Here is a 13,759-nt window from a genome sequence, read left to right on the forward strand (position 1 = left end):
TTTTTAATGGAGGTGAGCGGACTTAATGTAGTCCCGGTGTTCTTCTTTCACCCTTGCGCTTGTTTGCGTGCAGGGTTTTAACTTGGCGTATAAATCTTCCAATTGGGATTTATTGAAAAGGACCCGTCGGGAATTCAATACGCCTGTGATTTTTTCTTTCATCTGGAACAGATGCAGAATTATCCAGTCTTCACCTCGGGCGGGAATCCTCCTGAAAACGCAACGATCGCTGAAGACGATGATGGAAAAAATCGGGAGCTCGTCTACGTTCAATTCGGTTCGTGAGTAGTTGTCCTTCAGGAAATGTTTCAGGGCCCGAATGTGTCCCGCATTTTGTTGAATGGGGTTGTGGAAGGTGTGTTCCGTCCTGGCATTAAGCCGCTGGTTCCAACGTTCATCTTCCAACCCGCCGGTAATTTCGCCGGAGATATTTTTGCTTTCAAGAACATAAATGCCGGACTGGTGCAGGACCAGTGCGTCCACCTCGGTGGTGCCGCCATGGCTGGGAAGGTACAGATTTTTCATCACGCCGTACATGCGACCGTCTTCATCGCAGATTTTAGCCATCATGCGAGCCGCTGCCGCCTCGCCGTATAATCCGTCAGGATCATTTTCCAGTTGTTCCTTCTGGAAATCTTTAAATGACTTGCGGCGACCATCGTTATGAAACTTGCCGGAAGGCTTTCTGTCAGCCTTCGTCTTGAAAAAGACGAAAGCCAGAAAGGCGATTACCGCAAGTAATGTAACGATGGTCGTAGTCATGGCGAAAGTATAAGAAAAAAGAGTTCGCTTGGAAGCGAACTCTTTTGAAGTGGCGTCGTTGACGCAATTAATGACGACCGAAACGACGGGTCTTGCGGAAGGGCTTGTCACCAAAGTCACGTTCGTCGTGATCCTTACGGAAAGGCTTGTCTCCGAACTTTTCGCGACGGCGTTCTTCACGATTGCCACGTTCGCCTCCGAAACTACCACGTTCACCGCGGCCACCGCGATCTTCACGACCGCCAAAACCGCGGTCACGATCGCCGAAGCCTCGTTCCTTGCGGAATCCGCCGCGACGTTCTTCACGATTACCGCGACCTTCACGATGGAAGCTACGGCTTTCGCGGGGACGAGTGCCAGGAGCGGGACCTGTGGGAGGTTCGTCGGTCATCAGGCGGAAGCGTGCGTCGTTACCGCGGATGGTAATGCCGGAGAGAATATCCAGCACATCCTGAGGCAAAGCTTCCGGAAGTTCAACCGTACTAAACTTGTCAAACAGCTTGATACGACCGATGTTGCTGCTGCTGATATTGCCTTCGCCGGCGATGGCGCCCACGATATCCTTGGGAGAAACGTGGTCGAAACGACCAACGCCCAGATAGTAACGGAGGAAACCTTCTTCCACACCGTTCATACCTTCCTTGCGTTCCTTGTTCAGACGCTTTCGGTCTTCTACGTCAAAGCCTGCGGTACCAGCGCCGATGAAGTCGCGACCGCCCTTTTCCTTGCCGGAACGTTCGTCACGTTCCTTGGCGCGGCGTGCTTCGCGGGGCGCTTCAAGAGGAGCAAGTTCCGGGAACAGGGGCTGCTTCTTCTGGTACATCTTGATGACCGCTGCTGCAATATCTTCTGCAGTCAGCGGGTTCACTGTGCCGTCTTCGTTGACCACACCGTCCGTCATGTTGCAGCCTTCTTCCATCAGGGACTTTACCAGATCCTTGAACTTGTCCAGCTGACCATAGCTTGCAACGCTCTTCACCTTCTGCTTGAAGGCTGCCACGCGTTTCTGGCTAATGATTTCGCCGGTGGGCATTTCCATCACTTCAATAGGCTGGCGGGTAGCGCGTTCGATAATCTTCAGCATGCGCTTTTCGCGGGGCGTGATGAACAGGATGGCGTTACCGCTGCGGCCTGCACGACCTGTACGGCCAATACGATGGACGTAGGATTCTGTGTCGAAAGGAATGTCGTAGTTCACCACCAGGGAGATACGATCCACGTCGATACCACGGGCAGCCACGTCAGTTGCTACCACAATATCAAGCTTACCCATCTTGAGACGGTTAATGGTGCGCTCACGCATGGACTGTGCCAGGTCACCGTTCAGAGGTGCCACGGTAAAGCCGCGACTTTCCAGCTTTTCAGCTACCTCGGTGGTGTTCTGCTTGGTGCGTACGAAAATCAGGACGCCGTCAAAATCTTCACCTTCCAGCACGCGGGCCAGGGCTTCGATCTTATGCTCGTTCTTCACCATCAAATAGCGCTGACGGATGTTTTCCACCGTGGTGGTCTTGCTTTCGATGCAAGCTTCGTCGTATTCGCCCAGATACTTGTCGATGATGGCCTTCACCTTCTTGGGCATAGTGGCGCTGAAGAGTGCGCGCTGTGCATCAGAAGGAATTTCCTTCAGGATGGTTTCCACATCTTCTTCGAAACCCATGTCCAGCATTTCATCTGCTTCGTCCAGGACGATTGCCTTCACGCCGCTTAGGACGATGGAGCCGCGCTTAATGTGGTCAATTAGACGACCCGGAGTTGCCACAATAATATTAGCCTGACGTTTCAGGGCGCGCATCTGGATGGCAATATCCTGACCACCATAGACGGGAACCACGTGAACCTTCGGCATATTCACGGAATACTGCTGGATGGCTTCGGCCACCTGAATTGCCAATTCGCGGGTGGGGGTCAGAACCAGCATGGAGGTTTCGTGACCGTTGAAGTTCAAGCGGGACAAAAGCGGCAGGGAGAATGCTGCAGTCTTGCCGGTACCGGTCTGTGCTGTACCCAGCAGGTTGTTGCCCTGAAGCAGAACGGGGATAGCCTTCACCTGAATGGGGGAGGGCGTAATGTAATTCATGGCCTTGATGGCATCCAGAACGGGTTCTGCCAAATCAAGGTCTTCGAAAGTCACCAGGGCTTCATCGCCTTCGGCGTCGCTCAGTTCTTCTTCCTCTTCTTCTTCGCTGGCGTCATCCTGAACGTCGACCTTGTCATTCCCGGCGTCGTTTTCGTCATTCTCGGCTCGACCGGGAATCTGGCTATTTTCAGAGTCGTTGGATTCTTCCTCGCCATCCACAAATTCAATGGCTTCGCCTACGGTTGCCTTTGCATCCTTGCCGGTCTTTACCACATTGCAATCATCGTCAATGACGATTCCATCGGGATTCAATGCCAGGAAAGCGGCTTCGTCAGCTTCGTCCTCATCGCCACCATTGGCGAAAGCAGCCAAAAAGGCGTCTGCTTCCCGTGCAATTGCGGATTTGGGGTCAATAGTTTCTTCGGGGATGCGTTCTTCCGCACCCTGATTTTCAGGATTCTTCATATATCACCTTCGGGGACCGTAAACTTCATCTGCGGCCCATGCCGCGTCATCTTGTCGCAAAAAGCGAATTAATAAGCCCCGAAGCGCACTCGCGCTTGAAAAACCTGAAGTTCGTTAGGTCGCCTAACTCAATGTTGCGCCGCAATTTAGAAATTTTAGAATTGAAATCAAAGGTTATAAATGTCTTAGATAGACAATCCCAAAATATTATACTAAATTGCGGAAAACTCGGAGGGTTGCCAGAGTGGTCGATTGGGCCGGTCTCGCAATCGGTCGTCTGTAACAGGACCGAGGGTTCATTGATTTCGCGAGAGCGAAGCGAACACAGCGAAATCAATGCTTCGTCGCGAAGCGGCGAACCCGTAGGGAAAAAGTTGAAACGAAGTGAAACTTTTTGCACAATCCCTCACCCTCCCCGGCGCAACGCGGCGGGAAAGCGTATAAGAGATAGACAATCCCAAAATATTATACTAAATTGCGGAAAACTCGGAGGGTTGCCAGAGTGGTCGATTGGGCCGGTCTCGAAATCCGGAGTCTGTAACAGGACCGAGGGTTCGAATCCCTCACCCTCCTTTGAAACAAATAGGGCGCCGTAAAGGCGCCCTATTTGTTTCATAATGATGAAATGGGGATGAGAACCCTCGCTCCCCGTAATTTTTTCTCCTCATTGCGAACTTTGTTATTACATTTTGGCTATGAGGTTCGGGGTTATGAAGTTCTTATTGATTCTTGCTTTTTTATTGCTGGCGGGGTGTACCATGCGCCCTCCTTCCGCAAGTGCTTTCATGGGGGCTTATCAAACTAGAAACGGCACCTCCGGACCGAGGGTGAGTTTCTTTGCGTCAAAATACCACGCCTTCAAGCCTGACTCTACAACGATGGCGGAGGCAGGCTACGATCACTGGGATTGGGACGATGTGGTCGCCGAAGAGTGGACTGTGGATTTGAATTTCGCTCTGCATTATTTTATTAGACATTTCGAAATTGGGGCGGGTTTCCAGTGGATGAACCCCTATGTGACCATGGGTTTTGCCTCGGACCATTTTGGGGTGATGGGATGGACGGATTGGCGTATCCTTGCTGGATTTAAATCCATGGGGGCGGGCGTAAGTGTCATGGAGCAGATTTCTCCTGTACAGAAAATGCAATTAGGTCTCATGCAGTTTGTTTCCCAGTCTTGGGGGTTCTACACCGCTGGCTTTGATGACGTTAAGGAACCTTATTCCTATGGTTTCAGGGAGGTTGGTGCGGGAATCTATATGTTGTATTCCGGTTCGGAGAAATACAGCGCGAACTTTGAACTCAAGTACAGTTACGATTGGGTTTGGAACGCAAATAGACTCGCATTTTCTCTTGGCATATCCATGTGATTTTGAATATATTTATTCCCAAAAAAGTCCTGTTCCGTATAAGCGTTCTACGATTTGCAAACGGCAATATCGCTACACCAGACGCAGGAAAAGGCAAGGAGACACCATGGCAAACAAGTATGCCGGTACCCAAACTGAAAAGAACCTGGAAGCCGCATTCGCAGGCGAATCCCAGGCCCGCAACAAGTACACCTATTTTGCAAGCCGCGCCAAGAAGGACGGCTTCGAACAGATCGCAGCATTGTTCCTGAAGACTGCAGAAAACGAAAAGGAACATGCCAAGATGTGGTTCAAGGAACTGAACGGTATTGGCGATACCGCAGAAAACCTGAAGGCCGCCGCCGATGGCGAAAACTACGAATGGACCGACATGTACGAAGAATTCGCAAAGACCGCCGAAGCAGAAGGCTTTGCCGCTCTCGCCAAGAAGTTCCGCCTGGTGGCCGCCATCGAAAAGCATCACGAAGAACGCTATCGCGCCTTGTTGAAGAATGTGGAAACTGCCGCAGTCTTTGAAAAGAGCGAAGTGAAGGTTTGGGAATGCCGTAACTGCGGTCACATCGTTGTGGGCACCAAGGCTCCCGAAGTCTGCCCCACCTGCGCCCACCCCCAGTCCTACTTCGAAGTGAACGCTGAGAATTATTAGCAAGGTGAGCGTCGCGACAGAATGCTTGCATTCTGGCATGACCGAACCGCAGCTAATGCGCTCGAAGAGCGCCACTATTAGCAAGGTGAGTGTCGCGACTTCCTAATTTCGCGAAGTTGAAAAGGATCCATCGAAAGATGGATCCTTTTTCTACGCTTTTGTGCGGTTGATACAAAAAGAGCCCGCTTTTCAGCGAGCTCTTCTTGTATACCTCCAAGCGGTTTCGAACCGCTGTTGCGGGAATGAAAATCCCGAGTCCTGGGCCACTAGACGATGGAGGCGTATGTTCTAAACCTAGCTTTGATCTCGTTTCATCGCCCAGACGGAACTGCAAGCGATCAACTCTAAGTTACTTAATACCTCCAAGCGGTTTCGAACCGCTGTTGCGGGAATGAAAATCCCGAGTCCTGGGCCACTAGACGATGGAGGCGTTTAGGTAGGCCAAATATAGGTAAGGTTTGTAATTCTGTAAAGGGGGGCGAAACAAAAAAAATTACATTTGCCCCGATGTTCCTACGAAAATGGCTGAAAAAATCCTTTTTAGGCGGAATTCTCCGCTTTTTCCCTCTGGCTTTGGTGGCCAGCGGGGCGGATGCGGCCATTCTCTATGGAATAAAATCCTTTATGGACATCCTCGGCGGGGAAGGTCCTGTGACGTTGCCCCTCTGGATTTCGCTCATGGTCACCCTGACGGTGATCCGCCTGGTGTTCCTTTACCTGAAGGTGCGAACTTCCGAGCGATGGCTGTACCATACCAGCAGTCGCGTGATGGCCTGGTTCCTGCATGGACTGCGGAACTTGTCTCCCCGAGTCTTCCATACGGAGGACGGCGACAAGAAAGTGGAGGCCACCTACGAATCCACCCAAGTGTTTCAGAATAACGGTGGGGTTCTTTTCCAGGCGGTGCAGGCGATCCTCCAGCTGGTGGTATTCCTGCCGGTGCTTTGCTATATCTCCTGGCAGCTGACCGCGTTCCTGTTCGCCGTCATCGTCCCGTTAGTTAGCGTCCTTCAGCGGAAACTCCACAAGATGGGACCTGCCGAAGAATCCCTCCTGTGGGACCGTTCCAATTTCCGCGGAGACCTGACGCAGGCCCGCCGCCTTTTCCGACAGTGGAGTTCCGCCAACGAGCGAATCGCCCTTTCCGACGGCCTCTTGAAAAGCAACCGGAACCTCCGTGAACGCGGTGCGGAAACATCCATCCGCAAACAAGGCCTCTCCCAAATTACGGAAGCGGTTTCCGTCCTGGCCATGGTCCTGGTGCTGGGCTTTTGCGCCCTCTTGATTCAACGCGGCTGGATGGACGGTACCTCCCTAGTCCTCTTCTGCTCCGCAGTTCTCCTGAGTTACAAACCCGTGAAGGAATGTGCCCGCGTGATGCCACAATACCGTTCCCTCGTGAGTGCGCTGAATGTTTTGAATGCCTTTGAAAACTTGCCTAGACAATCTGCGGAATATGAATCCGCAGGTGGTGTAAGCCCGAGTTTAAAAGACGTTCAGGTGGATAAAAAGTCTTTCAAGTACGAGGGCTCGGAACGTCCGGTTTTCTCTGGTTTTTCCATCAACTGGTCTCAGGAAAAGCCCGTTCTTGTCCGCGGGAAAAATGGGGTAGGGAAGTCTACCTTCTTGCGTCTTCTGGCAGGTCTTGAACAGTGGGATGACGGCTGGCGCAGTGCGTCCCTGTCTGGAAGTGAACGTAACGTTTTCTTCTTGGCGCAGGATCTGGAACTGCCGCCCCGCAGGTTGCTGCTACAGCTTTTGAGAGCAGCGGGTGCGGCGCAGAACAATCCCGCAACCATCCCGACAGGCGATTCCGCGATTTCCCGCTTCCTGCAATTTGCAAACGTCGCGCCGCTTCTCCACAAGACTGGCCTCTCCGGCGGAGAACGTTCCAAGGTAGCTCTCCTCTGGTCTCTCGCTTCCCGCAGTAAGACCATCCTGCTGGATGAACCTTTTGCATCCATCGCATTGGTGGATCGCGAGCCGCTGCTGGCGGAATTTCTGGATTGCGCCGCCGCTCTGGGAAAGTGGGTGGTGTTTGTCAGTCACGATGTTCTTTCTCCCGAAATGGAAGCGCGATTCAGTGTGGTAAATTTCGGCGACGCAACTACCAGCGAAGAACTCGCAGCAACTACCAGCGAAAATGCTCAGGAGGCGTGATGAATAAGCTCTACACTTATCGCGGTTGGATTCTTGGGGCGTTGGCAATCCTCATGTTGTTGCTGCCTGGTGTTCCCATGTCCCGCGGTTGGCTGTATTGTTTGCCGATGCTTGCTCTCGGTCTCCTGATTTTTGCCGCGATACGCGTCCAGGCCCGTCGCGTTATCGGGGAACATACCCGCGGCTTTACGCACGATGCGGATCGCCTGGTGACGGAAGGAATTTATTCTAGAATACGCCATCCCCTTTATCTGTCTAACTGGGGAATTGGAATGATGCTTATCGTTCTCCACCTAGGGAAATCTTGGTGGGCCATTCTCTTTATAGTTGTACTTTATTATTTTGAAAAACTGCTTTCTAAGATGGAAGACCGCTATCTGGAAAAACGTTTTGGCGATGAATGGCGCCAGTGGGCTGCAGTGACGCCTGCATTCTCCGGAAGTGGGAAACGGAAGAAAAAGGCGGCAACCTTGCCTCCTGAAAAGATTTGTGGCGAACCTGTAGCGCCCTTGCCTCCTGAGTCTGCCGGTGCGCGGCCTCCTCGCAGTTTTTGGGCGGCTGCTCGTGCGGACATTTCCACCTGGTTCTGGCTTGCGTTTGCTATTACGTTAATTATCCTGCGTAAGACTGTTTTGGATTTCAATATCCTGGAACTTCTAGGTTGCTAAATCATGGGCAAGGGCGTTATCCATCTAGGCCGAATTGCGTTGGGACAGGTGGCGGAAATTGCTAGTCGCATTCCTCCTCTGGATAGGCGCTTCCGTATAGGGACTCGTCTCCACGGTCCGTTTCCCGAGGGACCGTTCCTCTGGATGCACGGCGCCAGCATGGGCGAATGCAAGATGCTTTTGAATCTTGCGGAGGCACTGCAGAAGGATGTTCCCAACCTGCCGAAGGTTTTAATCACCACACAAAAGCCTGAAGTAGTTCTACATCTTCAAAGTTCCTTGACTCAGGGCGTCGCGGGACAGAACTGCGGCAAACTTGAGGTGGCGTTAGCTCCCGCAGATGTTCCCTGGACGATGAAGAAGTTCCTGCACCGCGTTCAGCCTGTGGGTCTTATCCTGGGGGAAAACGAATTATGGCCGGGATATCTTTCGGGTGTGAAACGCTTCGCGAAAAAGCCTGCGGTAGCGCTGGTGTCGGGACGCTTCCAGAAGGCTATTCCCGGTATGGATTTTTCTGGACTTGGATTTGCGGCTATGCAGACCTCCGCGGATCTGACCCGCTTCCAGAGGTTTGCTGCCCGAAGTTTCCGCGGTTCTATCCACGAGGGTGGGAACTGGAAATTGCTGAAGTGGGCCCGCGGGGCGGAAACCACCTGCGGCCAATCTGAGATAAGCGGCCAACCCGCGGCTAGCGTCAATCCCGACGTAACAAGTTTTATATCGCTTCACGTTGAGGAACTTCCCTTCCTGGAAAAAATCATGAGGCAGCTGATTGCCCTGAATAAGACTGTGGTTCTTGCCCCGCGCCGTCTGGAAGAAATCCCGCAGTTTGAATCCGCTTTTCGTCGCCAGAATGTTCCTGTGATCCAATGGCCTGCCACGGCCCCCGGCCACATCTCTCTGGTCCATACCTTTGGAAAAGTCCGCCAGATTCTCTCCCGCAGTGAATCTGCATTCGTAGGCGGATCCTTTCACAAGAGCTTGGGTATTCACGACTTCTGGGAACCGCTGCAAATGGGCGTACCTACCTTCGTGGGGCCGTTTTGTCGTGGCGCTGAAAGTGCGGTTCAAAACCTGGTGGGGCAGGGCGCCCTCGTTCGTATTCCCGCGGACGGCTCCTGGCCTCAAATACCAGCGGATAGGGCCTGCGGGGTCGCTTCGCTCTCCCAAGAGCGCGAAAAAATTTTAAATTCGTACCGTCAATTAAAAAAGTTTGTTGAGGAGCTCCTGAAATGAAGAAAGTAATTCTCGCTACCCCTCGTGGTTTCTGCGCCGGTGTGGACCGCGCCATTCATGTGGTGGAAAAGGCTCTGGAAAAGTTTGGCACTCCCATTTACGTCCGTCATGAGATTGTGCACAACAAGTTCGTGGTGGAAACGCTGAAGAACAAGGGCGTGATTTTCGTGGATCATCTTTGCGAAGTTCCCGAAGGTTCCGTGGTGATTTTCTCTGCTCACGGTGTGGCCGAACGCATCTACAAGGAAGCGGAAGAACGTCATCTTCAGGTGCTGGATGCCAGCTGCCCGCTGGTGTTGCGCGTGCACTTCAGCGCTACCAAGCATTACAACGCTGGCCGCCATATCATTATGATTGGTCACGCCGGTCATGCTGAAGTGGAAGGCACTCTGGGCCAGCTTCCCGAAGGAGCCATCACTCTGGTCCGCAACGAAGCTGACGTGGCCACCCTTCAGGTTCCCGCTGACAAGGAACTGGCTTACATCACCCAGACCACCCTGTCCGTTGCCGAAACCCGCGAAATCATCAAGGCCCTAAAGGATCGCTTCCCGGGAATCATCGGTCCTGATGCGGGCGACCTGTGCTACGCAACCGGCAATCGCCAGTCTGCCGTTTTGGATCTCTGCTCCAAGGTGGACATGCTTCTGGTGGTGGGCGCCAAGAATTCCTCCAATTCCAGCCGCCTGATGGAGTTGGGTCTGGAACAGGGCATCCCCAGCTACTTGATTGATACCGTCAAGGATCTCCAGCCGGAATGGTTCGAAAATCACCAGACGGTGGGTATTTCCAGCGGCGCCAGCGCCCCCGAAATCCTGGTTCAGGAAGTGGTGGAATGGCTGAAAACGAAATTCCAGGGAATCGAAATCGAGAATTTTGTAAAATTAGTGGAAAATACCAAGTTTAATTTGCCAAAGGCACTTCAAGATTAACATTTTACCTTGACGGAAGACCAAAGTTTTTCTACTATTGGCTTCTGTTATAAACAACGGAGTTTTATTATGAGCCGCATTTGTGAAGTTACCGGCAAAGCCGGTCTCGTGGGCAACATGGTTTCCCACTCTAACCGCAAGAAGTTGATGAAGCAGCTGCCGAACCTTCAGACGAAGCGTTTCTACATCGCTGAAGAAGATCGCTGGGTTACCCTGCGCATCTCCAACGCCGGTCTGCGCACCATCAATAAGCGCGGTATCCTGGCTGTTGCTAAGGAACTGGGCATCTAATTCTCTCGCAGAGTTAGGCTACTAAGTCCGCCTAATGGCTCAATACCATTAGGTGGTCTTTTCTGTATTTGGACGTTCCGTAAATCCGCCCTCGGAGGACGGATTTTTCTTTTACCCCGCCGGATCTCCAGTCCAGATTTTTTGATGAAAAAGCCCCGGAGTAATCCGAGACTTTTAAAATTTCCAGATATGATGTCTGCAATCTCTTGAACTAACGCGTTGTATTCCCGCGCGTAGCACAAGCTGTCACACGATTTATTCTTGAATATGTGCTTGTGCTACTATTTAGAAGTTAAAAATTGAGGGACGCCTTTGTACTTTTCAAGGCTCTTCATGATGTTCATCATTTCCCAGTCCTTTTCCTTCAGGCGGCGGCGGAGCACGGCAACGAATACTTCCATCAGCATTTCGCAGTCATAAACGGCGCGATGCATCTTGGCGGAATCGATGTTCATGGTGATTTCGCCACTCTTCAGGAACATACCTGCCAGGTTGCCCAGCTTGTGGGAGCCTGCTTCCGGCATGATGGCCTTGGTAATGGCCAAGCTGTCCACCACGGGATTGCCCGGAACCATCTGGGGATTTGCCTTGTAGGCGTTGCGCATAAAGGTTGCGTCGAAGTTTGCGTTATGTGCAATCAGGATGGAAGACTGTCCGCAGAAGGCGGTGAACTTCTTGATGGCGTCGCCCACAGCCGGTGCGTCCTGCACGTCCTTGTCGTAAATGTGGTTCACGTTGGAGGCTTCGGCAGGAATCATCTGGTTGGGCTTCACGAAGGTTTCGAATTCCTTTTCCAGCTTGGGCACGACCTTACCGCCCTTCACTTCGACGGTAAACTTCACTGCACCGATTTCGATAATTTCATCTTTCTGGAAGCTAAGACCGGTGGTTTCCAAGTCGAAAGCTACGAATTTAGGAGGCATTGCAATCACGGCTATTATCCTTTTATATTCTTAAATGTCTTTACAATGGCTGGATTATTTGTTTTCGCAAAAATAATTAATTCTCATGTCAATTGATGTCAGCGGGAGAGGGATGATCATCTTATCCCAGGATTTTAACCTGAAGTGCAGCCCATAGCGGGGGCTAAGCAGCCAGAGGGGGCGGTTGCTGGACTTGGACAGCCAGATGGAGCCGGGCTTTGCTTCCATGGCGGGTCCCCGCGGTCCATCAAGCGCCATTCCCGCAAAATCGCCTTTTTTGAGGGAATCCAGAACGTGCCTGACGTTTATTGAACCGTGGGTGTCAGACCCGCGGGCTACTCGAAAGCCTAGCCGCTGGGCGGTTGCTGCCAGAAATTCCCCGTCCTTGGATTCAGAAATGAGAATATGGACGTTCTTGTCTTTAAAAGTGGCTACGCTTGCTAAAACGTCCTGATGCCAAAGCCCTAGCACCCCAGGACCGAAATCGCTGGGCGCGTGGAGCTTGATCCGCAGGCTGCGGAGCCATAATTCCACGATTTTTGATGCGATCCTGACTTTTAGGGAGGGAAAATCCATAGGATCAAAAATAAAAAATCCAACTTTTTTAGGGTGTTACCCTTGAAAGAAAAAGGTTTATTACCTATATTGCGTTTCACTTTTGGCGACGTACCCAAGTTGGTAAGGGGCGAGTCTGCAAAACTCTTATTCATCAGTTCGAGTCTGATCGTTGCCTCTGAAAAAATCCTCTCAACATCTGTTGAGAGGATTTTTTCGTTATTTACATCTCTTTCTTTTTTGCCAGGAGGGCTTCGCGGATTTTCTTTGCTCTTTCCTCGGCTCTTTGTTTTGCTAATTCTGCGGCGGAGACGGTGACTGTCTTGGGCTTCTCCGCTATCTTGCTCCCGAAGGAGGCTTTAAGGACTCGTCTTACGACGGGCTTTGGTTCCTCGACGGATTTTGTATACTTGGCGCTACTGTCTGCGGCGCAGAAAATGTTGGCGCTGGTCATAAAGCCGGTCATGCCAAGGCCATCGAGGCTGTTGATCTTAGGAGTTGGATTGCCGAAGATTTCCCTAGCGGCATTTTGTGCTTCCTGGAGCTGCTTTTCTGCCTTCAATTCTAGACGTCTGCGCTTGCTCGGGCGCCTTTCCCCTTTCTTACGCTTGCCGCTAACTTCCCTTAAAACCTTTTCCGACATTTTCAGGATTTCTTCGTCGGACGAACCGCGCAGTTCGGGCGGAACTTCAATGATTTCTAGGGCTTCGTTATAGGAATTATCGCTCATACAAGTGGTGTCAAGGGTGATTTTATCGTTGTCAAGGGTAAATTTTTCTTTATTCATCAAAAAAATTTTATGAAAATCTAAAAAAAATTAAAAAAAGTGTTTGTCAAGGTCTAGAAATAAAATTCTTTTTGGGCTATTTTTGGCCTACAATGCTTCGTTTTACACAAGATATACTACTTGCACTCCGCGCTATCTCTAATGAAGAGGAAGCGCACGAAATGTCTAAGAAGGCTCGCGAACAGTTCGACTTCCTCGGAATCCGACTGGTCCCTCGCCGTGAAGTTACTTATCCTTTGTTTGACAAGAATCCCCCGAAAGATGGCGACGAACTGGTTGCCCGCATCGAAGATATGTGGGCTCAGCCTTATCGTGAAATCCAGTACGCCGCTTGCGATTACCTCTTCCGTCATCGCACTCTTCTGGGTGGCCAGCATTTGACTTTCCTCAAGAAGCTGATCAAGACCCGCGCCTGGCGCGACACCGTGGACACCTTGGCTGCCTGCATTCTGGGCGACCTGGCTCTCCGTCTTCCCGCTCTTCGCACCAAGATCGCTTCCTGGATTCGTGACCCCAACGTATGGGTTCGCCGTAGCGCCATCATCTTCCAGATTCAGTACAAGGATCGTACCGACTGGCCGCTGCTCCGTCAGTTCTGCCTGACCTGTGCCAAGGACGATGACTACTACATTCGCAATGGTATCGGCCGAGCTCTGTCCGAATACGCTCGCATCAATCCCCAGGAAGTGCGCCGTTTCGTACAAGATAACACCTTCGCGGAACAGACCACCCAAGAAATCCTCAGGATGATTTAATCTGCGTCTTATCTGCGCATTACTGCGTTACTCGTCCCCTCACGTATTATTATACGCTACGGGGACTCGCGCCTTGTTCTGCTTGATAATACTTGATTAAAGATCGTCTGAATGGGTTTAATCCTTGGATTT

General features: G+C 51.6%; 13 protein-coding genes and 4 tRNA genes. 10 read left to right on the forward strand and 7 right to left on the reverse strand.

Annotated features, from left to right (window positions below; all coding sequences use genetic code 11):
* Positions 1 to 3: 3 nt before the first annotated feature.
* Together BUB59_RS09610 and BUB59_RS09615 are read right to left on the reverse strand one after the other, a co-directional pair.
* On the reverse strand, positions 4 to 762 hold the full coding sequence (locus BUB59_RS09610) for a nuclease-related domain-containing protein (protein WP_073229194.1): 759 nt from the start codon (positions 760 to 762) through the stop codon (positions 4 to 6).
* Between the two features lie 67 nt (positions 763 to 829).
* Positions 830 to 3,307, reverse strand: coding sequence for a DEAD/DEAH box helicase (locus BUB59_RS09615; protein ID WP_073229198.1), 2,478 nt, complete (start codon positions 3,305 to 3,307; stop codon positions 830 to 832).
* Between the two features lie 488 nt (positions 3,308 to 3,795).
* On the opposite strand from BUB59_RS09615, the gene BUB59_RS09620 reads away from it, so the two are divergent.
* From BUB59_RS09620 to rbr, 3 genes are all read left to right on the forward strand, one after another.
* Positions 3,796 to 3,880: transfer RNA gene (locus tag BUB59_RS09620), tRNA-Ser, on the forward strand.
* 137 nt (positions 3,881 to 4,017) lie between these two features.
* Positions 4,018 to 4,677, forward strand: a complete 660-nt coding sequence (locus tag BUB59_RS09625; RefSeq protein ID WP_073229202.1) for a hypothetical protein — start codon at positions 4,018 to 4,020, stop codon at positions 4,675 to 4,677.
* 106 nt (positions 4,678 to 4,783) lie between these two features.
* A complete protein-coding gene (gene rbr / locus BUB59_RS09630; RefSeq protein ID WP_073229204.1) occupies positions 4,784 to 5,323 on the forward strand; it encodes a rubrerythrin in 540 nt (179 codons plus the stop codon).
* A 208-nt stretch (positions 5,324 to 5,531) separates the two neighbouring features.
* Here the strand turns inward: rbr and BUB59_RS09635 are convergent.
* Positions 5,532 to 5,604 (reverse strand) — tRNA-Glu (locus BUB59_RS09635).
* A gap of 76 nt (positions 5,605 to 5,680) precedes the next feature.
* Positions 5,681 to 5,753: transfer RNA gene (locus tag BUB59_RS09640), tRNA-Glu, on the reverse strand.
* Between the two features lie 77 nt (positions 5,754 to 5,830).
* On the opposite strand from BUB59_RS09640, the gene BUB59_RS09645 reads away from it, so the two are divergent.
* The 5 genes from BUB59_RS09645 to rpmB all read left to right on the forward strand — a co-directional run bounded on the left by BUB59_RS09645 (position 5,831) and on the right by rpmB (position 10,607).
* Complete coding sequence (locus BUB59_RS09645; protein WP_073229207.1) at positions 5,831 to 7,483, forward strand: ATP-binding cassette domain-containing protein; 1,653 nt, start codon at positions 5,831 to 5,833, stop codon at positions 7,481 to 7,483.
* Positions 7,483 to 8,151: a methyltransferase family protein gene (locus BUB59_RS09650; protein WP_073229210.1), complete on the forward strand. Its 669-nt coding sequence runs from the start codon at positions 7,483 to 7,485 to the stop codon at positions 8,149 to 8,151. Before BUB59_RS09645 ends, BUB59_RS09650 begins: the two co-directional genes overlap by 1 nt.
* A 3-nt stretch (positions 8,152 to 8,154) precedes the next feature.
* Positions 8,155 to 9,387 carry a 3-deoxy-D-manno-octulosonic acid transferase gene (locus tag BUB59_RS09655; RefSeq protein WP_073229213.1) on the forward strand — a complete coding sequence of 411 codons (1,233 nt, stop codon included), beginning with the start codon at positions 8,155 to 8,157 and terminating at the stop codon, positions 9,385 to 9,387.
* Positions 9,384 to 10,316, forward strand: coding sequence for a 4-hydroxy-3-methylbut-2-enyl diphosphate reductase (ispH, locus tag BUB59_RS09660; RefSeq protein WP_073229215.1), 933 nt, complete (start codon positions 9,384 to 9,386; stop codon positions 10,314 to 10,316). Before BUB59_RS09655 ends, ispH begins: the two co-directional genes overlap by 4 nt.
* Positions 10,317 to 10,385: 69 nt before the next feature.
* Positions 10,386 to 10,607 carry a 50S ribosomal protein L28 gene (rpmB, locus tag BUB59_RS09665; RefSeq protein WP_073229219.1) on the forward strand — a complete coding sequence of 74 codons (222 nt, stop codon included), beginning with the start codon at positions 10,386 to 10,388 and terminating at the stop codon, positions 10,605 to 10,607.
* A gap of 281 nt (positions 10,608 to 10,888) precedes the next feature.
* Here rpmB and BUB59_RS09670 read toward each other — a convergent pair whose 3' ends face one another.
* Complete coding sequence (locus tag BUB59_RS09670; RefSeq protein WP_234980021.1) at positions 10,889 to 11,530, reverse strand: 3'-5' exonuclease; 642 nt, start codon at positions 11,528 to 11,530, stop codon at positions 10,889 to 10,891.
* Positions 11,531 to 11,584: 54 nt separating this feature from the next.
* The gene (locus BUB59_RS09675) at positions 11,585 to 12,106 is read right to left on the reverse strand and encodes a lysophospholipid acyltransferase family protein (RefSeq protein ID WP_073229224.1); all 522 of its coding nucleotides are present in this window, start codon (positions 12,104 to 12,106) and stop codon (positions 11,585 to 11,587) included.
* Between the two features lie 84 nt (positions 12,107 to 12,190).
* Between BUB59_RS09675 and BUB59_RS09680 the strand changes: the two genes are divergently transcribed.
* Positions 12,191 to 12,263, forward strand: a tRNA-Cys gene (locus BUB59_RS09680).
* Between the two features lie 45 nt (positions 12,264 to 12,308).
* On the opposite strand, the gene BUB59_RS09685 is transcribed toward BUB59_RS09680, so the two are convergent.
* Positions 12,309 to 12,872: a hypothetical protein gene (locus tag BUB59_RS09685; RefSeq protein ID WP_073229227.1), complete on the reverse strand. Its 564-nt coding sequence runs from the start codon at positions 12,870 to 12,872 to the stop codon at positions 12,309 to 12,311.
* A gap of 92 nt (positions 12,873 to 12,964) precedes the next feature.
* On the opposite strand from BUB59_RS09685, the gene BUB59_RS09690 reads away from it, so the two are divergent.
* Positions 12,965 to 13,627: a DNA alkylation repair protein gene (locus tag BUB59_RS09690; protein WP_073229229.1), complete on the forward strand. Its 663-nt coding sequence runs from the start codon at positions 12,965 to 12,967 to the stop codon at positions 13,625 to 13,627.
* Positions 13,628 to 13,759: the final 132 nt, after the last annotated feature.

Origin of the sequence: Fibrobacter sp. UWEL, from assembly GCF_900142535.1 — a bacterium.
Lineage (GTDB): Bacteria > Fibrobacterota > Fibrobacteria > Fibrobacterales > Fibrobacteraceae > Fibrobacter.